Here is a 22460-nt window from a genome sequence, read left to right on the forward strand (position 1 = left end):
TTCTGTCAAAATACACTAAACCTCTATTATGTTGCTACGGGTTTGGTTTTTAAAGCCCTAAATGCTGTTTGATGGTGGCCAATTCTTGTTTTAGTAGTGCTATTTCGCGATTTAGGTCCGCTAATTCGCTTTCGGCACTGGCTTGAGTGGTTTCATCAGGCTGGAGGCTAGTCGTTACATTATCTGCAAATAAGTGCTGGTAGCGGCTTTCGCGCTTACCGGGCTCGCGTTCCAGTTTGGTAACGTACTCAAGTTGCTGTAACTCGGTTAAGGCCTGCTCAACATCAGCAACTGAGTTAAACTCTGCCAAGCGACCACTGCGTGTTCTCAGCTCACCGGGAGTTTGCGGGCCACGCAACAGTAATAGGCAAATTAAGGCGCGTTGTTGCTCGTTCACTTTTAAGTGGCCAAAGTCACTGTTACAAAAGCGTTGGCTGTATTTATCCACCCGCCCAGATAAAGCTTCATCGCAGGTGACTAGGCGCTTTTGTTGCAGTGAGTTAAGAGTATCCAGTACTTCGTGCTGGCTCAACTCCATTACCGGCTCTCGGTTGGACTTTTGGTTACAGGCATTGGCAAGGCCATTAAGAGACATCGGATATTGCTCCGGTGTGGTCACTTGCTTTTCGATCAAGCTTCCCAACACGCGTTGTTCTAAGGTACTTAATTGCATAACTCTCCTTATTTTTATAGCGTTATGATATGCATGACTAGCATACCTCGTTGGCATCACTTAGCGGTAGGTAATCAATATAACTGGGTAACTCGTTGCAGGCAAAACCTTCCTAGCTAATTTACTTGGTTTTCTGGTGCCGCGGTTGGATTAATAATGGTGCTAAGCTTATGCCACAGTGCATCGAAGTTAATCGGTTTGCTGAGGTAGTCGTCCATACCAGCATCGAGACATTTTTCTTTATCACCCTGCATGGCATTGGCCGTCAAGGCCAAGATAAAGCTCGATTGATGCACTTTTCCAGCAACACCACTGCGGATCTGTTGGGCCGCTTGGTAGCCATCCATTACCGGCATTTGGCAATCCATCAAAATAGCATCGTATCTAACTCTCTGTTTTTGTAAGTGTGTAAGTGCTAACTCTCCATTTTCGACTGAGGTAACCTCAGCGCCCATTTTTTGCAAAAATGATTGTGCCACCATTTGATTGACTTTGTTATCTTCCACTAACAAGACACTAAAGGGTGACTGCTTTAAATCGCTCAGCTGCTGTTTTGGCGCGGCAGGTGTATCAGCAACCTTAGCAGCTTCTGTGCTGTTAACATCGAACAAAGATAATGCTGCCTTTGGCGTGATGGGGTAATAAACTTTACGCCAAGAGGTCGTCCCACTAAGGGCGGCAGATTCCGCTTCGGTTTGGGCGATGGCACAGGTGTGCGGATGCTGCGACAGCTGTGATAACAATTTGTCTCGCGCGGTTTCCGCTAATGAGGCGAAGAAGTGAGCGGCAACAATAATCGCGCAGTGCTGAGGTGGTGCGTGTAACTCCCTGAGCAGAGCGTCGACATCATCGAACTGTACCGTGGCAATGTGCCAAGGAGCAAGTAGCTTGCTGTAATCCAGAGGGTCGGTTGTTAGTATATACAAGGTCGACTCGCTTGCCTTGTCATAGGGAGTGATAGCTTTGGTGTTGCTTAAATGCACGTGAAAGGTAAAGGTACTACCGGCTCCCTCTTTGCTGAAGGCATGCAAATCGCCACCCAGTAAAGCGGTGAGCTGCTTGGCAATAGTGAGTCCTAGTCCGGTGCCACCATATTCGCGAGTGGTAGACAGATCCGCCTGGGTGAAGGAATCAAAAATGCGCTGGAGCTTATCCTTCTTTATACCTATGCCGGTATCTTCGACACTACACCACAGCTGCATTTCATCGCCAGATCGCTCAGTATGGCAGCTCAGTGTTACCAAACCATGGTGGGTAAATTTTATGGCGTTACTGAGCAGGTTATTGAGGATCTGTTTAAGTCGGTGTGGGTCTGAGTGAGCGTGAGAGACGGTGATCCCCGAGAGATCGATATACAGGCGATTACTCTTTTCCCTAGCACTGTTGTTAAAACTTGCCATCACATTACTGAGTAGCTCAATAACATCGAATTCAACGAGCTCCACATGCAGTTTGCCAGCTTCGATTTTGGAAAAGTCTAAAATATCGTTAATAATAGTCAGTAAAGACCGAGCTGAGCTTTGCGCCATTGTTAGCTGGTGGCGTTGATCCTGGTTGAGTGTTGAGTGCATAACGAGCTCAATCATGCCCATTACGCCATTTAGTGGTGTGCGGATTTCGTGACTCATACTGGCGAGAAACTCGGCTTTCATCTTAGCCGATTGCTCAGCGAGATCTTTGGCTATAACGGCGCGGTTTTTAGCATGTTGCTGTGCGCGATTGGAAAACAGGCTGCCCAACATGGCAGCGATGGATTTGATCAAGCGAATATCACTTTGACCCCACTCTGGAGATGGCAGATCGTACTCTGCACAGAGCAACCCTAATACCTGCCCTTTGTGACTCACAGGGCAGCAGATCATCGCCTTAATATCAAAAGGCTCAAGGTAAGTGGTACTGAGCGCCATGGTGATGGGGTGGCTATCGGCTTGCTCGGCAGTAACGAGCCTGGCATTTTCTATTTCGCTAAACAAGGCTGGTGCAACCGCTCGGCGCCAAGGTGGGAAATGCTCTAAGCTTTTGCTGCCAGAGTTAGAAAAATACACCGGACAAAACTGGCTGGCGTCGTCGTTCAGTTGCCAAATACTGACCTTGTTGGCAGCCAGGCCGTGCTCGCAAGTACTGGCACACAGTGGCAAGGCTTTTTCTAACTGATTGTTCAGTAATGCTTCACTGGCACTGAGCTGGGCTAGTAGCTCGTTATTTTGAGCGTATTTATCATGCTCCAGCTCTATCACTTTGCGCTTGTGGATATTCTGTACTGAGCCAAAAATATGGCTGGTGCGTTGGCCCTGACGTTTTGCCAGGCCTTTGATCAACACCCAAACTTCATGACCATCATAGGTCGACGCCAGTAATTCTTCCTCAAATGCTTGACCTGTTTTTATTAAGTTGCGCATCACTTCTTGGAGAGTTTGCCTGTGTGTGCCGGGCTTAAAGAAATCAGCGGTGCTCATCCAGCTAGGTTGAAAATCGGCTGGAACGTGAAAAATGCTGCGGGTAACATCAGACCAAGTTATTTCGCGGCTCTCGACATCGACCTCCCAGGCACCGACTTCGGCGAGTACTCCCATGTTGGTTAGGGCGGTGGCATTGCGTTGTAACTGCGACAGTAGGCGTGTGATAAACACAAACGCACTAATAAAAATAGCGATGAGTGCTAACATGGCTAAGCGAAATGGCCATATCGCTGTACTCGGTGGTTGCCAACCATTCCTTGGTACCGCATAGAGAACCCAGCTACCGGATGGTACTGTGATTTGAAATGCCAAAGGCGCAAACGATTGGATACTGTCGCTGCCATAAAAATACTCACCATCAGCCCCTTTACCATCAACGCCGCGCATTGCAATAAGGTAGTCGCTTTCTAGGTCTCTCAGCTCGGCCTTGCGATACAAGCTGTCGATATCAAGCACAACCGAGAGCAAGCCCCAAAATTCCTGCTTGGCATCGAACACCGGAACACGGGCTATGAGACCGGTTCCTCCTTGTAATAGCTGTAAAGGACCTGCCATGACGATACGGCGTTGCTGCCGTGCTTTTATAGCGCCATATTTTTGTACCGGATGGGTTTGGTAATCGAGACCCAGTGCCGCCTCATTTCCTGCTAAAGGATAAATATAATTTAATTTCATGTCTGGAGCGGCACCAATATTACGCAGTATTTCACTGCTGCTAAATAGCGGCTTGGCAAGTTGCTCAAAGCGCTGTTGTGACAGTGTGGACTCTCCTGATAACGCTACGCCAAGGCCTCTGACCAGTTGAATGTTTTCTGCCAATAAGCCTTCCATGCGGGTGCGATAAACATTGACCTCTTCAGTGGATCGGCTTTTTTCGGTGGCAATAAGGCGATGATAATTTACTTGATCAACATACCAAGCTATCGCAATGATAATAACCAGCAGCAGCCAAAAGCTGTACTTAATATAGCGAAATTTTTGTGGAGATTTTGAGAGCTCAATAGTCATGTTATCGAGTTAAGGTCGCAGATGACTTAACTATAGTTCAGACCTGACAAAGGCCACAAAAAACATTGCACAGAATTGCTTAGGGTGATTAAAAAACAAAGCCGATTAGCACACCAGATGGCCACGGTTAACGCCCTTTTTGGGTGTGTTGGTTCTGTTAGCGCGGTGTTTTTGCCATTGGTTTATTTGTCATAGTCATGCTATATCTTGAGCACATCAATAATAACAAACGGCTGACGCTGAGATAAAAGGGAACGCAATGCTTATCTGGTTAAAACGACTTACCATTACTCTACTGATATTGTTGTTGGTGGCCACCGCCAGTGTTTATGGGGTGTTGTCGCTGAGTTTGCCCGCACTTGATGGCAACGGCAGCAGTGCTCATGTATCCGAGCCAGTGGAGGTTGCGCGAGATGGTTTAGGGCAAGCGGTTATCACTGCAACCAGTCGTGCTGATGCAGCCTATGGTTTAGGGTTTGCCCATGGCCAAGACCGCTTTTTTCAAATGGACTTATTACGCCGCAATGCCGCCGGTGAATTAAGTGAGTTATTTGGTGCTGCGGCCATTGAGCTGGATAAAAAAATGCGTTTTCACCAGTTTCGTCAGCGTGCCAAGCAAATCGTACAAGCCTTGCCTGCAGCTCAGCAGCAAGTGTTGCAGCGCTATGCTCAAGGGGTGAATGAGGGGCGGCAACAGACGGGTTACTCTAGCTTCGAATATTTACTGCTATCGGCAGCCCCTGCACCATGGCAACCAGAAGACAGCTTGTTAAGTATTTACAGTATGTACTTAGACCTTCAGGCTGGCACCATTGAGCGTGACCAAGTCCTGTTGGTGCTAGAGCAGCAGTTTGGCCAACCGATGTTGGATTTTGTCTTGCAACCCAGCCAATATCAGGCCGCTCTCGACGGTAGCCGTCTAGCGCTTGAGCCGGTCGCTATCCCTAAATTAGAGCAGGGCCTAGCATTTCAGCCGCGCCCTATTGCCGATAAACCACATTATGGCAGCAACAATTGGGCTGTTACTGGTGCCCACACCGACACCGGCGCGGCGATGCTATCGGATGATATGCACTTGGGTCTGGATGTGCCTTCTATTTGGTATCGAGCGCAACTTAATTACCAGCAAGATGGTGAGGCGGTGCAAGTGACCGGTGTTTCTCTACCTGGGGCTCCGGCTATTGTGGTGGGCAGCAACCAGCGCATCGCTTGGGGGTTTACCAACGCATACCTAGATACTGCTGATTGGATTGCACTGTCGCCAGACGATGACATTCATACTACTGCCGAAATGATAAAGCTTGACGATGGCAGTGCGCATCGCTATGAACTGAAGCTTAGTGACTATGGACCCGTTAAAGAAATCGCTGGTAAGCAATACGCGCTCAGTTGGGTGGCACATCAAGACTATGCCGTTAACTTAGATCTGTTAAAGCTAGAGACCGCCAACACCACTAAAGAAGCACTCAGCATTGCCCGCCACGCAGGCATTCCGGTGCAAAACTTGCTGGTGGTTGACGACCAAGGCAGTGCAGCTTGGACCCCAATGGGAGCGCTGCCAGCCCGTCAACGTCATAGCGATACGGCATTACCTGCGGCGCAGTACCAAGCGACTTGGCAACAAAATGAAACCACCCGGCCACAGCACATCAACCCCGCAGCAGGAAAACTCTGGACCGCCAATTCGCGGGTGGTTTCTGCCAGCGCTCATGAGCGCTTTGGCGATGGCGGCTATGCGCTTGGGGCTAGGGCGGTGCAGATCCGTGATGGCCTGGCTGCCAAGAGTAGGTTTTCAGAGCAAGACTTTTACGACTTGCAGCTCGATAATCGCGCGCTATTTCTAACCCCTTGGCAGCAGCAGCTGAAAACCTTGCTAGCAAGCCAAGACTCGGCACGCTTTAAAGAGGATCTTAACGCGCTTAATGAGTGGCAGGGCTGTGCTTGCCCTGATTCGGTAGGGTATACGCTGGTTAAGTATTATCGCAATAGCCTCATTGAACACGTCTTTGCCCCGTTAGAGCAGGCGCTGACAAAGCAGCAATTGTCTTTAGCAAGAATTAAGCGTTACCTTGAGCCGGCATTATGGCAAATTTTAGAGCAACAGCCGGCTTCTTGGTTGGGGGATAATGCAGATTGGTCGCAATTACAGCTGCGCGCATATCAAGATGCCAAAGCCAAGTTGCGCCATCGCTTTGGTAGCAATATGGCGGCATGGCGCTGGGGGGATGTTAATGCGTTGCAAGTGCAGCATCCCTTTTCTAAGCAAATGCCAATTCTCAGTGGTTTTTTAGATATGCCAGTGGCACAAGGCTTTGGAGATACCTTTATGCCAGCGGTGCAGGGGCGCTCTTTTGGCGCTTCACAGCGCTTGATTGCTCAGCCTGGATATCTGGAGCATGCCATATTAACCATTGCTGGAGGCCAAAGCGGCCATCCATTGTCGCCTTTTTACCGCGCTGGATTTGAGCAATATGTGGCGGCGAAAGCAACGCCCTTATTACCGGGCACTATCACCCATCGCATAGAGATACAGCCAGATTAACCGTTCGTTTCAGAAACGCGTAATGTCGGTGCCGTCGTTACGCGATTTCTTCCTGAGTGCTTACTATCATAAAGCGCGGCATCGGCGTGTTGGATCACCACCTCAAACGATTGCTGCGCGCCCCAACTGGCGATGCCAAAGCTCATGGTGACTTGCAAAATATCGTTTTCAAAGCTCGCCGCGGCGATGGCTTGGCGCAGTGTCTCCATTCTTCTCATTGCCTCTCCAGTAGAGCAAGGAGCCAGTACCAATAAAAACTCTTCACCACCCCAACGCACGGCAATATCTGCAGGGTTAACATGGGTTTGAATAATCTCGGCAACGGCTTGTAAGATGCGGTCGCCTTTGTCATGGCCATAGGTGTCATTGATGGCTTTAAAATGATCAATGTCTGCCATTACTAAACACAGTGGCGAGTGAGTTGAAATACAATTTTCTTTGGCATGAACAATGAGTTCTTTGGCATAACGGCGATTAAACATTTTCGTTAACGGATCGCGGGCAGCGAGTTCGGCCAGTTTATCCCGTTGTTTGACGGTCATGGTGCGAATATGGGCGATGGTATAGATCATCGGGACGCCGCAGATCATGACGTTGATAAAGTGAATGTAGGGCAGCAACTGCGGATACTTATATTGATAAACCACATCATTAAAGAGCAGCTGTAACAGGGCAAACAACGAAATGAGTGCCAGTGAGTAAAGCACCGCGTTGCGTAAGCGTAACTGATAGTCCAGCAGCATTAGGCAAGACACAGTCCAAAGATAATATTGAAAGCCCAACTTCATGCCTAAAAGGGCGCAGACTAAGGTGGCATGGAGGGCAACCTCGAAACAAAAGATTCTCAGAGCCAGCGAATAATAAGCCCTATCAATGAGCTTAATGCCGCTGTACCACAGCGCCACACTAAACACATTGACGATCGCGAGAGTAGGCACTTCTACGTGCCAAAACACCCCTATCAGACCAACATGAAGCCACAAGCAGTAAAAGGCAACACGGCGCAGTAGGGCAAATTTAAATGTTTCTACCTCATCGGGCTTGCTGTAAGGGTGGTATTTGGTCAAGCTGTCACTCATACTCATGGCTTTATAGTGCAAGTATAGAAGCTTTACTCAAGTTTGCTGCCAATGGTGCTCAGGCCACAGTAAGCCAAGGGTTGTTAACGTCATCTTAAATCGGCCTTATTTGCCAATCAATGGGAGTGGTTATGTCAATAGAAAAAGCACGCATCAGCTTATGTAACTTAGAGAAGTCAGACTATGATCAGGTTAAGCGCCTGATGGATGAGGCGTATCCAGACCTTGGCGGCGCTTGGCCTAGTCACACCATATTTCGACTCATTGACCAGTTTCCAGAAGGTCAGATCGGGGTGAAAGATGGTGAGCAGCTGGTGGGGATTGCGCTGAGTGTTCAGGTCGATTATCAAACCTTTTCTAACCCCCACACCTATGAAGACATCGTTGATGCCCATAATCGTATTTTTAGTGATAGCAATGCCGATGCACTGTATGGCCTCGATGTGGTGATTGCCAAAAGCCACCGAGGTTTGCGTTTAGGGCGACGTTTATACGATGCCCGCAAAGAGTTATGTCGTCAGTATAACCTGCGCGCCATTCTAGCTGGGGGACGGATCCCGCTTTATAAGCAGTACTGCGATGCCATGTCACCCATGGAATATATTAATAAGGTAGACCATAAAGAGTTACACGACCCCATTTTAAGCTTTCAGCTGGCCAATGACTTCCAAGTAAAGCGGCTGCTGAAGCAATACCTGCCAGAGGATCAGAGCTCCGAAGGGTATGCTACGCTGCTGGAATGGAACAATATCTTATTTGAGCCCACAGACACCGTGATTGAAAGTCAAAAGAGTATCGTTCGTGTGGGAGCGGTGCAGTGGCAAATGCGCCAGGTTGAGTCAGTGGCGGATTTAATGCAGCAAGTCGAATACTTTGTTGATACGGTATCCGACTATCAAAGTGACTTTATCTTGTTCCCTGAATTTTTTAATGCGCCCTTGATGGGGTTAGAAAACGCCAAAAACCAAACCGAAGCAATTCGTACTTTGGCCACTTATACGGACCAGTTTCGTGAAGCCATGTCGCAAATGGCGATAGAGTATAATGCCAATATCATTACTGGCTCTATGCCGTTATTAGAGGGCGATAAACTCTATAATGTCAGTTATTTATGCCACCGATCTGGCAAAATAGATGAGCAGCGCAAAGTACATATTACCCCCCATGAAGATTACGATTGGGTGATAAAGGGCGGCGACAAAATCGAGGTGTTTGAAACCGATGCTGGGCGCGTTGGCATTCAAATTTGCTACGATGTTGAGTTTCCTGAACTGTCACGGATCATGGCTGAAAAAGGGCTGGATATTTTATTTGTACCGTTTTGGACTGACACCAAAAATAGCTATTTGCGGGTACGTCATTGTGCTCAAGCGCGCGCAATTGAAAATGAATGTTATGTTGTCATTGCTGGTAGTGTCGGGAACTTGCCCCAAGTGGAAAGTCTCGATGTTCAGTATGCCCAGTCTGCCGTGCTAACACCTTCCGATTTTGCCTTCCCACACGATGCGGCCCTTAATGAGGCCACGCCGAACACGGAAATGCTGCTGTTTAGTGATCTAGATTTAGATAAACTCAAAATCTTGCATAGTGAAGGGACGGTGCGTAACTTACGCGACCGACGAAAAGATCTTTACAGTGTGGAGCTAAAGCAAAAGTAATTATGGCGTGGATTTATTTAATCGTAGCAGGGCTATTTGAGATTGGTTGGCCTGTGGGCTTAAAAATGGCGCAACAGCCAGATACTCGCTGGCAAGGCATTACCATAGCCATTGGTTTTATGGCAATGAGTGGCTGGATGTTGTGGCTCGCGCAAAAGCAAATTCCTTTGGGCACTTCCTATGCGGTATGGACAGGAATAGGCGCCGCTGGGACATTTTTAGTCGGAGTGTTTTTTTACGGCGATCCCAGCTCGTTTATGCGCTATTTAGGGGTGTTATTGATTATCAGTGGCGTAGTGGTGCTTAAGTTAGCATAACCAAAGCCGCGGCAATGGCGATGAGTATTAAGCCCAATGAATCTCTCACCTTGACCGCGGTTTTTAGCCAAAAAAAGGAGATCAGCAAGGTAAAAAACACCTCCACTTGGCCAAGGGTTTTAACATAAGCGACATGCTCAAGGCTCATGGCACTGAACCAGCCTATGGAGCCGATACAGCTGGTGACACTGATGGCCACGGTTAACTTGCGTTGCCGCCAGAGCGTTAACCAAGCCGAGGGTTCGCGGTAACTCAAATAGATACTGAGGATTACGGTTTGGCATAATAGCACGCACAGTAACACCCAAGCCGCACTGTGTGGAAATGGCAATTGGGTTGTTAGGCTGGCTTCTCGCACCCACAGGGAGGTGAGCGCAAAGCTGCAGCCCGATGCCAAGCCAATCAGCGCGGTGTTTAGCCTTAGTTGCCGTACACTTGCGCCGCTGAGCAGCAGCACGGCAATGGCTCCGATAAATACCCCCGCCCAGCCCAGCAGCGATAGATGAGAGCCAAAGAAAAGTACCCCCAACACCGCCGCTACCAGAGCCTCACTCTTGGCCAATCCAGCGCCGACGGCATAATTATTTTGTTTGAATAATACCACCATCAGTGCCGTTGCAATGATTTGCATGACACTGGCGCCGACGACATAAAAAGGAAAAGCGCTATGCCAGTTAGGCAGCCCGGCCGGGGCATGAAGATTAACTACACATAAATACAGCGCAGCCAAAGGAACCGCGAATAAAAAGCGCGCCAGGGTGACGCTGGCGGTACTGGCATGTGCACTTAATTGGCTTTGTAGTGCATTGCGCCAGGCTTGAGAAAATGCAGCTAACAGCGTAAACAGGATCCACATAAGCGGTTATCTTCAGAGTCGATGGAGCATTAGTGTAAGGGTTTTTTGACCAGAAAAGGTAATAGTTTCAGCAAATAGTCAGCATATAGAGCGACTATTTTTCGCGTCAAAATGGGCTGCGACAAAGTGTCGCATTCCCCAGTAAACACAACTGAGCTATGCTGTAACCGATGCTACTGTATTGGCCATAAGTGGCTGCGGTTGCTTATGGCTTTTCTTTTTGCTCTACTGAGTTATAGCAACGCTTTTCTGGTAAGGAGCATCTTATGAGTGTATTAATTATCTGTGCCGTGTTGGCGGTATTATTACCCTATTTTGCCAAAGTCCCTGTTGCCTTAGAGATGAATAAACTCGGTGGCTACGACAATAAACACCCGCGTCAGCAGCAACAGGAGTTACAAGGCCTCGGTGCGCGCGCATACGCAGCCCATCAAAACTGCTTTGAAGCCCTTGCAGTGTTTGCCGTGGCATTGGCGGTTGCGTTTGGCACGCAAACATTTACCCCCTTAGTGGAGTGGCTTGCGATTAGCCATATTATTGCCAGAGTGGTTTACTGCGTACTGTACTGGGCGAATATTGACGTGTTGCGTTCAATTGTTTGGGTGATTGGGCTAGGCTGTGCTGTCGCCATTATTGTGGTGTCTGGCCTTTAGCCGTGATATCGGCGAAGTAGTCGTGCGGCAGTTCGCGCATTTCTCCTGGCGCTATCGCGAGCGGTTCGAGCTTTAATCCTGCTATGCGGATGCGTTTTAAGTCAATGACATGATGGCCGCAGTAATGGGCCATCCGGCGTATTTGGCGGTTTAGTCCTTGTTGTAACACGATGGCGAAGCTGGTGGCTGTGAGCTGGGTCACTTGGCAAGGTTGGGTGAGTTGACCTTTTACCGGTACTCCTGCGGCCATTTGCTCGCAAAACGCCTCATTAATCGGCTTATCAACCACAACAACATACTCTTTTTCTTGGTGTTTATCGGGGTGAATAAGTTGCTGACATAATGCGCCATCATTGCTCAGTAGCAATAAACCATGACTGTCTTTATCTAAGCGTCCTATGGGGTATACCCGGACATCGCTGGGTAAATGATGGTAGATACTGTGGCGGTCATCGGGCTTAACCTTACAGTCGACACCAACCGGTTTGTAATAGGCAAACAGTCTTCGCGGTGGCGGTTCGCAGACCTCTTTGTGGTCAACTAAAATGATGTCGCTAGGGGAAACGTGATCAATGTGGTTGGCATGTTGGCCATTAACCCTGACTCTGCCTGCATCAATAAGCCGAGAAGCCTGCTTGCGGGAGCACACACCACAGTGGCTTAAATATTTTGCCAAACGCATTGGATAAGACATAACAGCTAATGATCAAGACAGCGACGTTGCGCGTATTATACTGCAAACAACCCAGTGGAGCTATGACAGCCCTATGCCAATCCCTTTTTCTAAGCTAAAGCAACACCAGCCGTTGCAAAAAGTCGTGGTGCACTCCATTGAGCAAGCTCTGTATCAAGTGAGTGTGGTTATCAATAATGTTGAATATTATGTCACTGAAGCGAACGGTGAATTCTTAAAAGCGCATAATCCACTCCAAATCCAAAAGCGCTTAAGTGACATCGCTTACGCTGAAATGGTGATCCGCCATGCCAGTGCCTACGATGAAATGATAGGGCACCCTGAGGATAAAGCAGACAATACCCTCGAGGTGCCATTTGGCCGCAATGAGCTGTTCTAGCTAGCCTGTTGTTTGATAATGGCCGCAATGGCTTGGCTAAAATCGCGTTGATGGTGAATGCCCAACGCCGCTAAGCGGGTATCTGCTAATGCGCAGTCATGTGGTCGAGTGGCATCATCACTGGGGGTGGTGTTGGCCGTGATAGTGGTGGTTGGCAGTCCTTGTACTTGAGCCATAATGCACGCCATCTCATACTTGGTGAGAGCTTGCTTGGCAGAAATATGATAAATGCCACTACAGTCGTGCTGGGTAAATAAATCTCGTAACGTCAAGGCGATGTCTTCTACATGGGTTGGGTAGCGTATTGCCCAGTGGTCCTGAACACAATGCTCCCTTAGCAGTTGCTCAGCAATCACGGTTACTGCAGACTCGCCAAGGTATTCCACGTCACCATAGAGCACGGGCACACGAACGATCGTGTGCTGCTCACTATCCGCTAGGATAGCTTGTTCGGCTGCATATTTTGTTACGCCGTAAAAATTTACTGGTTCTGGCTTGGCCTGCTCGCTATAAGGCGGGTGAGTGCCAGCGAACACGTAGTCGGTGCTAATAAAGCAAAAGCGAATGCCCCGCTCTCGACAAGCTTCAGCTAGAAACTTGGTGGCGGCGACATTGATCTGTTTGGTGGCTTCAGGATGTTGCTGGCACTGATCTGGGCGGCGTTCTGCGGCAGCATGAACCAAGATATCTGGCTGATGGTCATCGAGAAAGACTAACACGGCTTGCTTATCTGCTAAGTCTAATTTGTACAGTGGTGTGGTCGCACGGCTAAAAGCACAGCCGATAACATTAAAAGAGGCACTAAATTCCTGCATAAGAGAGCGACCGAGCAGCCCAGAGGCGCCAGTAATCATAATTGAACGCATGATAATGTATTCCTTATAGTGAATTACTTACAGCTTATCAGAAGGAATCTTTTTGCTACAAAAAGCCTTTATTCTCTGCTAGTTTGGGTACAACCATGTCAAAAGGAATTATTCCAATGAAAACAATACTAATAACAAGCATATTATTGGCAAGCTCCTCTGTAAGTGCTTCGCAAGTCTATATGAAAGGCAGTGACTGCGACATTAATAAATTCAGTAAAGTGATTGAAGTGTATGCGCAAGGCTTTGAGTATATTCAAGCTCGTAATAAAAGGTTAATCCAGCAGCGAGCCAATGAACGTAACAAGGAGCTGATAAAACAAATTAAGCAAAACCTTCTCAGCAAACTCAGTCACCGCGCAAAGCAGTATCCTAATGGCTTACTAATAACAAAAACCACAATAGAGAATGACTACCAGAGAAATGAAAGAAAGCTTTCTGTTAAAGGACGTGTTGAGGCCACTGAAGTCATAGAAAGCTGTCGTAAACATGAGGTTATTGCTGCAGAACAATATCAATTATTAACCGCCTCGTCGATTGCAGGTCAGTTTGAGAACTCTAAAGTTGAACTCAATTTTGAAATTGATATGAATGAACTTAAACAGGCGACAGTTGAAACTGAAATAGACCAGCCAGTGATAAGCACTAAAAGTGTATTTGGTATCGCATTCGGTGAAGATTACCAAGCAGCGAAGCAAAAGGTTGGGCGCTTTACTTTGACCTGGCCAGTAAACAAGACCCAGAAATTGGCCTTTATTGGCAGAGATCATGCTCTATTGTTTGAAAATGAGCGTCTTAAAGGTTATCAATATGGGTTTAATTTGTTGCCACTAGGTATGGCCAACTATATTAATATTTATCAAGTAGGTTTGATGCTTGAGATTGATGGTGAAGCACAGCTGATAGAGCAAACCGAACTATCTGAACAGTTGGTAGAGAACATTAAAGCACACTCGGATAAAGCTGTTGTGTTCCAACAGCGCAAATATACTAATGAACCTATCACCTTATTATCAGAACTTTATATTGGAGATATGAGCTTATCTCAGCCTAGTACTTTACCCTGTTATGATGGCAAATCAGATATTCAAGCGTTTATCACCCAGCACCAATCGCAGTTACTACAGTGGTAAAACCTCAAGAATACAACCAGCCTTTACACCGGTTGTAACCAGCTCATTGAGTTAAACTCTTTTGGCAAGGTGGCAAGGGTTAAGCTGTTAGAGTCTTGGGCGATTAGAGATGCAAGCTTGGCTGGGCTAACACGTTTAGTAGATGCCTTTAAACCGTGGCAGTTTGATAGTATTCACTATCAAGATTCAAAAAATAAATTAAAACAGTTTGGTGAAGTTGAGGATTTATATGGCACTTTAGCTGTTAGTCACCCTCAGTGGGTAGGAAGTTTTGAATCCTATGAAGGAAAGTTAGTAGCTGCAGAGTTAGAAAAGCTGTAGGAGTGCAAAGCACTCCTACCATTTCAATTAAGCCGTTTTTTCAGTAAGCGGCTTTTCTGCCTGGCCTTCCCATACTTTTGCCTTAAAGCTAATTAAGACTAAGAAGATACCGATACCGATAGAGAATAACGCGATTTGTAGGTACAGGTTAGGTAGGTCTTCCACACGATTTGGATCAAACTCACCTGCCAACAGACCAGAAAGTAAGTTACCAATCGAGTAGGTCAATACGAATACCCCCATCATTTGTCCCGCAAAACGTTTTGGCGACAACTTACTCACCGCACTCAGTGCTACAGGGCTTAAGCAAAGCTCACCCACCGTGTGTAAGAAGTAGGTCGTAATTAACCACATAGGCGCAACTTTCAAGCCTTGTGCAGCATACTGTGAGGCAAAGAACATCACGATAAAACCTGTAGCCATAATGATCAAACCAATTGCGCACTTAACGCTATAAGTGGGTGTGATCATGCGCTTGGCTAAGTTAACCCACAGCGCGGCAAAGAAAGGCGACAGAATAATGATGAAAAAAGCATTGGTTGACTGGAACCAAGCAGTAGGAATGGTAAAGCTGCCGATCAGTCTGTCGGTGTAATCACGTGCGAACAAGTTCAATGATGAACCGGCTTGTTCAAACCCTGACCAAAAACAGGTTGAAGCCACACAGACCAAAAACAGCGCCCACATGCGCTTTTTCTCGCCCTCGTCAAGGTTACCAGCAAAGTAGATATAGCCATAATAAAGGAAGAAGGTAATAGCAAAAGCCACAGCCACATATTTTGCTAACTCCACTGGGTTAATCACCAGTACGCCAAGGTAAGCAGAAACCGTGATGGCGCCTGTTACAGCAACAACCGCGGCAATGACTCCCCACGCTTGGGTGTTTTTACGACCCACTAATGGGTTGCTTGGCTTATCACCGACATTGCTAATATGTCTTTCGGTCATGCGGTAATTTACTAGGCCAATTGCCATACCAACTGCCGCTGCACCAAAGGCCCAGTGCCAACCGACGTTTTCCATAAAGTAGCCACATACCATGTAGCCGATAACTGAACCGAGGTTAATACCCATGTAGTAAATGGCATAGCCACTGTCACGGCGATTATCTTCGTCTTGATATAATTGCCCGACCATGGCGCTGATGTTGGGTTTGAGTAGTCCCGTACCGGTGGCTACTAAAATGAGGCCAATGAAGAAAGAGGCCTCAGTGGGGATGGCTAACACTATGTGGCCACACATAATGATAATACCGCCGTACCATACGGCGCGTTGACCACCTAAAAGTCTGTCAGCAATCCAGCCACCGGGTAGGCCTAAAAAGTATACCGAACCGGTATATAAGCCGTAAATGGCGGCAGCCGAGGCAACCGTAAAGCCAAGCCCTTGCTCTTGTAAGCTGGCGGTCATAAAAAGTACTAGCATGGCTCGCATGCCGTAGTAGCTCATGCGCTCCCACATTTCAGTGAGGAACAGAGTTTGCAGGCCTTTTGGATGGCCAAAAAAGCCGGTATCACTCTTAGTGTCCTGAGATGACATAATTCACTTCCGTTCTTATGGTTGTTTGGAGGCCATTATTAGTACGTGATTAGCGCTATGAATGCAACCTCATGGGCTAAATCGTCACAACAGGATTTCCAGAGAATGTATATTATCTATTTCAAGGTGAGCAAGGCCCTTATACTGGTACGAAGTAAACTGATTGCGTAACCAAACGCTGCTACACCCGGCTCGGTGTGCCCCTTGAACATCAGTGTCTAAGCTATCTCCAACGTGCAATAAAGTGTTTGGGGTTAGCTTAAAATGGCTACACGCGCGTTGATACAGTTCGGGGTGAGGCTTGGCGCGGCCATCAATGCCAGCTCTTAATACCAGATCAAAGCTGTCTTTAAGGTTAAATTTTTCCACTTCGACATTGCCATTGGTGATGGCAATAACGGGGTATTTGCGGCGTAATTGCGCCAACAGCTTAATCACAGTGTCTGAAACGGTGATATTGCTCCTAGCATCAGCAAAAGCTTGGTATGCCGATTGAGCTGCTTGGCGCAGCTCGGCTTCGGGGTAGCCTAGTTGGGCAAAACCATATTGTAATGCTGCTTGACGCCACAGGGTAACGTCTTCCGCTAAGCGAGGTTGTTGCTCTAGTGCCTGCTTGCGGCAATGGTGCCAAAAATTTGGGCCTTGTTGCTGCCACGCGGCTATTTTATTGAGGTGAGTATCCATTGCTTGCACCGCAGCCTTAATAATAGGGCGGTTATCGTAGAGGGTGTCGTCTAAGTCAAAACTAATGGCTGAAATCGCTGGAATTGCTTTATTAAAACGCATAACGGTTAGTCTTTTTGTTTTTTGGCTCGAGGGTGGGCATTATCGTACACCTTAGCAAGGTGCTGAAAGTCGACATGAGTATATACTTGAGTCGCCGACAAGCTGGAGTGGCCAAGCATTTCTTGCACCGCTCTGAGGTCGCCACTGGACTCCAGCATATGGCTGGCAAAAGAGTGGCGCAACTTATGCGGGTGAATGGGGGTGCTGACGCCTTGCTTTATGCCCCATTCTTTCATGCGCTCTCTGACATGTCTGGCGCTAATGCGGCGTTTTAATTTGCTGACGAAAAGCGCCGGCTCTTCAGCACTGGCAAACTGATCGCGTAACTTGAGCCAAGCCGATAAGGCCGTTAAGGCTTTGCCTCCCACGGGCACTACTCGCTCTTTGTTACCCTTACCAAGGACGCGGATCTCGCCTTCTCGGACATCATAAATATTGGCATTAACCAGTTCACTTAAACGCAAGCCGCTGGAGTACATTAATTCCATCATGGCTTTGTCGCGAATGGCTAAAGGGTCGTCAGCAGGGATCTCCAGCAGTTGTGCCATTTGGTCAACATCGAGGTTTTTTGGCAGCGGACGTTGAAACTTAGGGCCTTTTATCTGCTCTGCCGGGTTGCTGATGGTGTGTTGTGAGGCCGATTTTAGCTTTAAAAATTTATAGAAGCTGCGGACACAGCTGAGTTTTAAGTTAATGGTGCGGGGGCTGTAATTTTTTCCTCTTAGCCACATACTGTAACGGCGAATTTGCTCACTGCTCACCGCTAGCCAAGACGAAGCCTGCTGACTGAAAAATTCCGCCGCTTGAATGAGCTGCGTCTGGTATTGTGTGATGGTATGTTGAGAGTAACCCCGTTCATGGCGCAAATAGGCCATAAACTCAGTTATCGCTGATGTCCAAGATGCATCAAGCGTTGTGGTGGTCATGCTAGCTCTGCAAGTTTTAAAGTCAGGGTTTGAATAAAGGCATCGATGAGCATGTTGTCGTGCTGTGGTGAAAAATGCTCAGCGCTGTTACTGGCAAATGCCAGAATATACTCGCCTTTGGTTGCTGCATTGACGCGATATAAGGCCACAGAGCCCACTTCAGCATCACTAAAGAGCAGGCCTGCTAATACTGGGCTTAAGCGGCCTAAATAGTGATCATGGTGTGCCAATTTCGCTTTGATTAAGTCGTCGAGCTCATCACTAACGGGCAGCAGCTGACATGCTTGAATATCAGGGTGAGTGGCAAAGCGCTCTGCTAAAGTGTGATTGATATCACTCAATGCTTGGCACTGCATAATCGCCAGCTGACATTGACTCAGTTGCTTAAACACCAGCTCGTTGGACTTTGCGTATTGCACCATGTCCTGCACTTGTTGCTTTAAATTATCGAGCTCGTCTCTGAGCATGCGCTGCTGATGTAAGGCTAAATTCGGTAAGCCCTGCTGTTGTTGCTGCAACTGCAAATCAACCAACAAGTAGGGGTGGCGTAATAAAAAGTCTGGATGATGGCGTAAGTAATCAACCACTTGCTGCTCTTGCAAAGGGAGTTGCTGTTTTGTCATATTGCTATTTGCCCATCAAAAACATGCTCTGCGGGGCCGGTCATTTTAACTACCTGCCCATCCCCTGACCAACGAACTTGCAAGCTGCCTCCCGGAAGGTCAACACGCACGGTTTCGTCGAGTTTGCCTTGCTCAATTCCAGCAACCACCGCGGCACAAGCACCGCTGCCACAGGCTAAGGTTTCTCCGGCACCACGCTCCCATACTCGCAATTTAATGTACTCACGAGAGACAATTTCCATAAAGCCAATGTTGGCTTTTTGCGGAAACCGCTCATGATGTTCAAGTAGTGGGCCTAAGGTGGTGATGTCGGCCGTTTCGAGGTTGTCTACCATCACCACGCCATGGGGATTGCCCATAGAGACGGCACTGCAAAAGACGGTATGCTCCTGCGCTCTTATAATATAGGTGCTTTCTTGTTTATTGGCACGAAACGGGATGGCACTCGGGGTAAAGTTGGGCTTGCCCATGTTGACCGTTACTTGGCCATCTTTTTCCGTGTAAAGGGTGATATTTCCGCCTTTGGTCGAGACCGTAACCTTGTGCTTATTGGTCAAGCCTTTCATTCTAACGAAACGAGCAAAACATCGTGCGCCATTGCCGCATTGTTCCACTTCGTTACCATCGGCATTAAAAATGCGGTAATGAAAGTCTAAATCTGGAGAATAAGGAGCCTCAACCATTAACAGTTGATCAAAGCCGATACCAAAATGACGATTGGCAAGCTTTTTTATTTGATCTCGTGACAAAAACACATTCTGGGTGACATTGTCGATCACCATAAAATCGTTGCCTAGACCATGCATTTTTGAAAAGTTTATAAACATAAAGTGGAATCTTCTGGGGCTATTAACCCTGAGCCTCGCTTAACTATTACTTTGCCATGGATGAGGTGATTAGGAAAGCTGAGTACAGCATTGCTATTGACTCATCCACACTACGGACTTAAGACTGTGGCGGTAATTGCTCATATTGCCACAGTGACTCGAGTGGTTCACGCTGACGTATTACATAGTGTTGCTCGCCATCCACCATGATTTCAGCACAACGGGGTCGCGAATTATAGTTAGAGCTCATGGTAAAGCCATAGGCACCGGCACTGCGCTGAGCGAGCAAATCGCCAGGGGCAATTTTCAGCATTCTATCTTTACCGAGAAAATCCCCAGTTTCGCAGACCGGGCCGACCACGTCATAGTTAGCCGCGGCGACATCATCTCGCGGTGTTACGGCAATGATATTTTGCCAGGCTTGGTATAATGAAGGTCGTAGCATGTCATTCATGCCGGCATCCACAATGGCAAAGTGTTTGTGTTCGGTGGGTTTTATAAACTCAACTTTGGTGACTAAAATGCCGGCGTTGGCTGCAATGGCGCGGCCAGGCTCAAAAATCAGTTGCAGCTGGGGAAAGCGCGCTAACTTTGCTTTAATTTCAGCGGCGTAGGCGCTAGGGTGGGGTGGCTTTTCACTGTCATAGGGGACCCCTAAACCACCACCAATATCTAGGTGTTTTAGGGTAATGCCAGCCTTTTCGAGCTCATCAATGAGTGCCAACACCTTATCTAAAGCGGCTAAAAATGGAGTTACTTCAACCAATTGTGAGCCGATATGGAAATCGATCCCAACCACTTCTAACCCAGGGAGAGCGTAGGCCAGCTGATAGACCTCAAACGCCGCTTTAATATCAATGCCAAACTTATTTTCTTTTAAGCCCGTGGAAATATAAGGGTGGGTTTTGGCGTCAATATCTGGGTTTACCCGTACCGAAATAGGCGCTGTGGTTGCCATGCTTGTGGCAACTTCGCTAATGCGATGCAGCTCCGCAACTGACTCAACATTGAAGCATTTAATACCTTGCTCTAGCGCGTATGCGATTTCGTCGGCGGTTTTTGCAACCCCAGAAAAGACCACTTTGTTGGCATCGCCACCGGCTTGTAATACTCGCGCCAACTCACCTTTTGATACGATATCAAAGCCAGAACCTAGCTTTGCTAAGGTATGCAGCACGGCAATATTGGAATTGGCTTTAACGGCGTAGCACACTAAGTGAGGGTGACCTTTGGCGGCGTCAGTAAAGGCATGATAGTGTCGCTCAAAGGTTTTTTTGGAGTAGACATAACAAGGTGTACCATATTGCTGGGCAATGTCACGAACCGCGACTTGCTCGGCAAATAGCTCACCCTCTTGGTAGTTAAAGTAGTCCATCTTCGCCCTCCGATTGTTTAGCCGTGGCTTCACGCTTGGGCTTGGTACTCGACTGCGGCTGATTTTTTTGCTGCTGCGCTTCGGGTAGGTAGAGCGGACCGCTTTGACCACAGCCAGATAATCCGATTAAAGTAACAAAAACAAGTGCAAATACGCTAAAGTTGTAAGGTGTCGCTTTCATTAGATAATTCATGTTAGTGCCTTTATAATCGCAGAGTAACAGAATTGATAAAAAAAGCAGCTTTTCGCTGGCGAAATTTCACCTTCATGGTATTGCATTCGTATTGTGATGCAATACAGTGAAAAGCCTTCTCGCAAAGGGTAAGAGGAAACCATCATGACAGACAGTGAATACCATGCGTTAGCCGATGCGCTGATGTTGACAATTGAAGAACAAATTGATGATTGTGGCGCCGATTTAGACTATGAATCTGCAGCGGGCATTCTAGAGATTATTTTCCCTGATAAAAGTAAGATTGTTATCAACAAGCAAGCACCATTACATCAAGTATGGGTTGCCACTAAGTTTAACGGTCACCACTTTGAACTCCGTGGTGAGCAGTGGATCGACAATCGCTCAGGCGCAGAGTTTTGGCAGTTTATGAGCGATGCTGCAACGAAACAAGCCAATGTTGCCATAGAGTGGCAGCACGATTAATGCTTGAGTTTGTAGAATACCCAGCAAAGGGGCAACATCAAGCGAGTGTGATCTGGCTGCATGGCCTGGGCGATTCGGGTAATGGCTTTTTGCCAATTGCTCCAGAGTTGCAACTGCCTGACGAGCTTGGAGTACGCTTTATTTTTCCTCACGCTCCAGAGCAACCGGTCACCATTAATGGCGGCATGGTGATGCGCTCTTGGTATGATATTAAATCGTTTGATCTAGATAAAAGAGCCGACGAGCAAGGTGTGAGAGACTCGGCAGCGCAAGTTGAAGCTCTGGTGCAAGCTGAACTCGACCGCGGTATTGCGCCGCAGCGCATTGTACTGGCAGGGTTCTCACAAGGTGGCGTGATTGCATTACACCTCGCACCTCGACTGCCAGTGAAAGTGGCTGGGGTGATGGCATTATCAACGTATATGTGTGCGCCCGACAAGTTAGCCACTGAGGCAGAGCAGCAAGATCTGAATATTTTTATGGCTCATGGCAGCGCCGATCCGGTGGTGCCCATGGCGGCAGGCCAACAGGCATATCAGGTGTTACAGCAACAAGGCTATCAGGTCAGCTGGCAGGATTATCCAATGGAACACCAAGTGTGCTTGGATGAGATAAAAGCGATCCGCGCTTGGTTAATTGCGACCTTGAGTGAATAATTACCAGTGACAGACACAGGAGCGAAGCAATGTCACAAAAAATTGTCATAAAAACATCGGTAAGCAAAACCCCGCCAGAGACCACCTCGGTTACTTACCAATGGCATTGGAAACGGATTTTTATGGCAACGGCTGTGTTCACTGGTATTGCCAGCGCCGGTGTCTATGGGGTGGTAAACAGTGTTAATGCTGACGAAGCCAATGCCATCGTTGCTAGCAATAATGAGGTTACCGCGACCCCGGCCCCAGCGATGGCTATAAACGATGAAGCCAATACGCCAGATTTAGCTTCACCATCGGGTAATGACAACCAAATGGTTATGGCTGCAACGGCGTCTCTTGACCAAAGTGCCAGCACAGAAAATACTTTGACAGAAACAGAAACAGAAACAGAAACAGAAACAGAAACAGAAACAGAAACAGAAACAGAAA

23 protein-coding genes are annotated in these 22460 nt (G+C 47.7%); 10 read left to right on the forward strand and 13 right to left on the reverse strand.

Translation table 11 applies throughout. The annotated features are described in order from the left end of the window. Positions 1–49 precede the first annotated feature (49 nt). Both ACNKW2_RS11075 and ACNKW2_RS11080 read right to left on the reverse strand, forming a co-directional pair. On the reverse strand, positions 50–673 hold the full coding sequence (locus tag ACNKW2_RS11075) for a YceH family protein (protein ID WP_419148613.1): 624 nt from the start codon (positions 671–673) through the stop codon (positions 50–52). 116 nt (positions 674–789) lie between these two features. After that, positions 790–4140 carry an ATP-binding protein gene (locus ACNKW2_RS11080; RefSeq protein ID WP_419148614.1) on the reverse strand — a complete coding sequence of 1117 codons (3351 nt, stop codon included), beginning with the start codon at positions 4138–4140 and terminating at the stop codon, positions 790–792. 259 nt (positions 4141–4399) lie between these two features. Between ACNKW2_RS11080 and ACNKW2_RS11085 the strand changes: the two genes are divergently transcribed. Next, positions 4400–6682 carry a penicillin acylase family protein gene (locus ACNKW2_RS11085; RefSeq protein ID WP_419148615.1) on the forward strand — a complete coding sequence of 761 codons (2283 nt, stop codon included), beginning with the start codon at positions 4400–4402 and terminating at the stop codon, positions 6680–6682. Here ACNKW2_RS11085 and ACNKW2_RS11090 read toward each other — a convergent pair. Continuing rightward, complete coding sequence (locus tag ACNKW2_RS11090) at positions 6679–7761, reverse strand: GGDEF domain-containing protein (RefSeq protein ID WP_419148616.1); 1083 nt, start codon at positions 7759–7761, stop codon at positions 6679–6681. The genes ACNKW2_RS11085 and ACNKW2_RS11090 overlap by 4 nt on opposite strands. Positions 7762–7892: 131 nt before the next feature. On the opposite strand from ACNKW2_RS11090, the gene ACNKW2_RS11095 reads away from it, so the two are divergent. Both ACNKW2_RS11095 and ACNKW2_RS11100 read left to right on the forward strand, forming a co-directional pair. Beyond that, positions 7893–9419 carry a carbon-nitrogen hydrolase family protein gene (locus ACNKW2_RS11095; protein ID WP_419148617.1) on the forward strand — a complete coding sequence of 509 codons (1527 nt, stop codon included), beginning with the start codon at positions 7893–7895 and terminating at the stop codon, positions 9417–9419. A 2-nt stretch (positions 9420–9421) separates the two neighbouring features. Further along, positions 9422–9736 (forward strand): DMT family transporter, encoded by a 315-nt coding sequence (locus ACNKW2_RS11100; protein WP_419148618.1) that lies wholly within the window; start codon positions 9422–9424, stop codon positions 9734–9736. Here the strand turns inward: ACNKW2_RS11100 and ACNKW2_RS11105 are convergent. Then, entirely contained in the window at positions 9723–10592 is an 870-nt protein-coding gene (locus tag ACNKW2_RS11105) for a multidrug transporter (RefSeq protein WP_419148619.1), read from the reverse strand. The genes ACNKW2_RS11100 and ACNKW2_RS11105 overlap by 14 nt on opposite strands. Before the next feature lie 266 nt (positions 10593–10858). On the opposite strand from ACNKW2_RS11105, the gene ACNKW2_RS11110 reads away from it, so the two are divergent. Further along, positions 10859–11245, forward strand: a complete 387-nt coding sequence (locus tag ACNKW2_RS11110; RefSeq protein ID WP_419148620.1) for an MAPEG family protein — start codon at positions 10859–10861, stop codon at positions 11243–11245. Here the strand turns inward: ACNKW2_RS11110 and ACNKW2_RS11115 are convergent. Continuing rightward, positions 11223–11939 carry a pseudouridine synthase gene (locus ACNKW2_RS11115; protein WP_419148621.1) on the reverse strand — a complete coding sequence of 239 codons (717 nt, stop codon included), beginning with the start codon at positions 11937–11939 and terminating at the stop codon, positions 11223–11225. The two genes, ACNKW2_RS11110 and ACNKW2_RS11115, sit on opposite strands and share 23 nt — an antisense overlap. Before the next feature lie 73 nt (positions 11940–12012). Between ACNKW2_RS11115 and ACNKW2_RS11120 the strand changes: the two genes are divergently transcribed. Next, positions 12013–12318, forward strand: a complete 306-nt coding sequence (locus ACNKW2_RS11120) for a DUF6482 family protein (RefSeq protein ID WP_336568198.1) — start codon at positions 12013–12015, stop codon at positions 12316–12318. Here ACNKW2_RS11120 and ACNKW2_RS11125 read toward each other — a convergent pair. Continuing rightward, positions 12315–13184: a dTDP-4-dehydrorhamnose reductase family protein gene (locus ACNKW2_RS11125; RefSeq protein WP_419148622.1), complete on the reverse strand. Its 870-nt coding sequence runs from the start codon at positions 13182–13184 to the stop codon at positions 12315–12317. The genes ACNKW2_RS11120 and ACNKW2_RS11125 overlap by 4 nt on opposite strands. Positions 13185–13300: 116 nt before the next feature. Between ACNKW2_RS11125 and ACNKW2_RS11130 the strand changes: the two genes are divergently transcribed. Both ACNKW2_RS11130 and ACNKW2_RS11135 read left to right on the forward strand, forming a co-directional pair. Further along, positions 13301–14317: a hypothetical protein gene (locus ACNKW2_RS11130; RefSeq protein ID WP_419148623.1), complete on the forward strand. Its 1017-nt coding sequence runs from the start codon at positions 13301–13303 to the stop codon at positions 14315–14317. Between the two features lie 117 nt (positions 14318–14434). Further along, positions 14435–14638 (forward strand): hypothetical protein, encoded by a 204-nt coding sequence (locus ACNKW2_RS11135; RefSeq protein WP_419148624.1) that lies wholly within the window; start codon positions 14435–14437, stop codon positions 14636–14638. Positions 14639–14665: 27 nt separating this feature from the next. On the opposite strand, the gene ACNKW2_RS11140 is transcribed toward ACNKW2_RS11135, so the two are convergent. From ACNKW2_RS11140 to lptM, 7 genes are all read right to left on the reverse strand, one after another. After that, entirely contained in the window at positions 14666–16177 is a 1512-nt protein-coding gene (locus ACNKW2_RS11140) for a peptide MFS transporter (protein WP_419148625.1), read from the reverse strand. An 84-nt stretch (positions 16178–16261) separates the two neighbouring features. Then, positions 16262–16963, reverse strand: coding sequence for an HAD-IA family hydrolase (locus ACNKW2_RS11145; RefSeq protein ID WP_419148626.1), 702 nt, complete (start codon positions 16961–16963; stop codon positions 16262–16264). 5 nt (positions 16964–16968) lie between these two features. Then, entirely contained in the window at positions 16969–17889 is a 921-nt protein-coding gene (xerC, locus tag ACNKW2_RS11150) for a tyrosine recombinase XerC (protein WP_419148627.1), read from the reverse strand. Beyond that, on the reverse strand, positions 17886–18512 hold the full coding sequence (locus tag ACNKW2_RS11155; protein WP_419148628.1) for a DUF484 family protein: 627 nt from the start codon (positions 18510–18512) through the stop codon (positions 17886–17888). Before ACNKW2_RS11155 ends, xerC begins: the two co-directional genes overlap by 4 nt. Beyond that, positions 18509–19339: a diaminopimelate epimerase gene (gene dapF / locus ACNKW2_RS11160; protein ID WP_419148629.1), complete on the reverse strand. Its 831-nt coding sequence runs from the start codon at positions 19337–19339 to the stop codon at positions 18509–18511. Before dapF ends, ACNKW2_RS11155 begins: the two co-directional genes overlap by 4 nt. Before the next feature lie 118 nt (positions 19340–19457). Further along, positions 19458–20714 carry a diaminopimelate decarboxylase gene (gene lysA / locus ACNKW2_RS11165; protein WP_419148630.1) on the reverse strand — a complete coding sequence of 419 codons (1257 nt, stop codon included), beginning with the start codon at positions 20712–20714 and terminating at the stop codon, positions 19458–19460. Then, positions 20701–20895, reverse strand: coding sequence for an LPS translocon maturation chaperone LptM (lptM, locus tag ACNKW2_RS11170; RefSeq protein ID WP_336569322.1), 195 nt, complete (start codon positions 20893–20895; stop codon positions 20701–20703). Before lptM ends, lysA begins: the two co-directional genes overlap by 14 nt. Positions 20896–21051: 156 nt before the next feature. On the opposite strand from lptM, the gene cyaY reads away from it, so the two are divergent. The 3 genes from cyaY to ACNKW2_RS11185 form a co-directional block, all read left to right on the forward strand. Beyond that, on the forward strand, positions 21052–21372 hold the full coding sequence (gene cyaY / locus ACNKW2_RS11175) for an iron donor protein CyaY (protein WP_336568209.1): 321 nt from the start codon (positions 21052–21054) through the stop codon (positions 21370–21372). Further along, the gene (locus ACNKW2_RS11180; RefSeq protein WP_419148631.1) at positions 21372–22028 is read left to right on the forward strand and encodes an alpha/beta hydrolase; all 657 of its coding nucleotides are present in this window, start codon (positions 21372–21374) and stop codon (positions 22026–22028) included. The genes cyaY and ACNKW2_RS11180 overlap by 1 nt, the downstream gene beginning before the upstream one ends. Before the next feature lie 29 nt (positions 22029–22057). Then, positions 22058–22460: hypothetical protein (locus tag ACNKW2_RS11185; RefSeq protein WP_419148632.1), on the forward strand; the 403-nt coding region annotated here is incomplete at its 3' end.

This window comes from Pseudoalteromonas 'SMAR' (genome assembly GCF_048515945.1).
Classification (GTDB): Bacteria; Pseudomonadota; Gammaproteobacteria; order Enterobacterales; family Alteromonadaceae; genus Pseudoalteromonas.

What these genes read in the sequence shown, in the direction of transcription:
- ACNKW2_RS11130 (WP_419148623.1), top strand. Translation starts at nt 13,301, where the DNA reads ATGAAAACAATACTAATAACAAGCATATTATTGGCAAGCTCCTCTGTA.
- ACNKW2_RS11090 (WP_419148616.1), bottom strand. Translation starts at nt 7,761, where the DNA reads ATGAGTGACAGCTTGACCAAATACCACCCTTACAGCAAGCCCGATGAG.
- lysA (WP_419148630.1), bottom strand. Translation starts at nt 20,714, where the DNA reads ATGGACTACTTTAACTACCAAGAGGGTGAGCTATTTGCCGAGCAAGTC.
- cyaY (WP_336568209.1), top strand. Translation starts at nt 21,052, where the DNA reads ATGACAGACAGTGAATACCATGCGTTAGCCGATGCGCTGATGTTGACA.
- dapF (WP_419148629.1), bottom strand. Translation starts at nt 19,339, where the DNA reads ATGTTTATAAACTTTTCAAAAATGCATGGTCTAGGCAACGATTTTATG.
- ACNKW2_RS11095 (WP_419148617.1), top strand. Translation starts at nt 7,893, where the DNA reads ATGTCAATAGAAAAAGCACGCATCAGCTTATGTAACTTAGAGAAGTCA.
- ACNKW2_RS11140 (WP_419148625.1), bottom strand. Translation starts at nt 16,177, where the DNA reads ATGTCATCTCAGGACACTAAGAGTGATACCGGCTTTTTTGGCCATCCA.
- ACNKW2_RS11180 (WP_419148631.1), top strand. Translation starts at nt 21,372, where the DNA reads ATGCTTGAGTTTGTAGAATACCCAGCAAAGGGGCAACATCAAGCGAGT.
- ACNKW2_RS11075 (WP_419148613.1), bottom strand. Translation starts at nt 673, where the DNA reads ATGCAATTAAGTACCTTAGAACAACGCGTGTTGGGAAGCTTGATCGAA.
- ACNKW2_RS11120 (WP_336568198.1), top strand. Translation starts at nt 12,013, where the DNA reads ATGCCAATCCCTTTTTCTAAGCTAAAGCAACACCAGCCGTTGCAAAAA.
- ACNKW2_RS11085 (WP_419148615.1), top strand. Translation starts at nt 4,400, where the DNA reads ATGCTTATCTGGTTAAAACGACTTACCATTACTCTACTGATATTGTTG.
- xerC (WP_419148627.1), bottom strand. Translation starts at nt 17,889, where the DNA reads ATGACCACCACAACGCTTGATGCATCTTGGACATCAGCGATAACTGAG.
- ACNKW2_RS11100 (WP_419148618.1), top strand. Translation starts at nt 9,422, where the DNA reads ATGGCGTGGATTTATTTAATCGTAGCAGGGCTATTTGAGATTGGTTGG.
- ACNKW2_RS11110 (WP_419148620.1), top strand. Translation starts at nt 10,859, where the DNA reads ATGAGTGTATTAATTATCTGTGCCGTGTTGGCGGTATTATTACCCTAT.
- lptM (WP_336569322.1), bottom strand. Translation starts at nt 20,895, where the DNA reads ATGAAAGCGACACCTTACAACTTTAGCGTATTTGCACTTGTTTTTGTT.
- ACNKW2_RS11080 (WP_419148614.1), bottom strand. Translation starts at nt 4,140, where the DNA reads ATGACTATTGAGCTCTCAAAATCTCCACAAAAATTTCGCTATATTAAG.
- ACNKW2_RS11105 (WP_419148619.1), bottom strand. Translation starts at nt 10,592, where the DNA reads ATGTGGATCCTGTTTACGCTGTTAGCTGCATTTTCTCAAGCCTGGCGC.
- ACNKW2_RS11115 (WP_419148621.1), bottom strand. Translation starts at nt 11,939, where the DNA reads ATGTCTTATCCAATGCGTTTGGCAAAATATTTAAGCCACTGTGGTGTG.
- ACNKW2_RS11125 (WP_419148622.1), bottom strand. Translation starts at nt 13,184, where the DNA reads ATGCGTTCAATTATGATTACTGGCGCCTCTGGGCTGCTCGGTCGCTCT.
- ACNKW2_RS11145 (WP_419148626.1), bottom strand. Translation starts at nt 16,963, where the DNA reads ATGCGTTTTAATAAAGCAATTCCAGCGATTTCAGCCATTAGTTTTGAC.
- ACNKW2_RS11155 (WP_419148628.1), bottom strand. Translation starts at nt 18,512, where the DNA reads ATGACAAAACAGCAACTCCCTTTGCAAGAGCAGCAAGTGGTTGATTAC.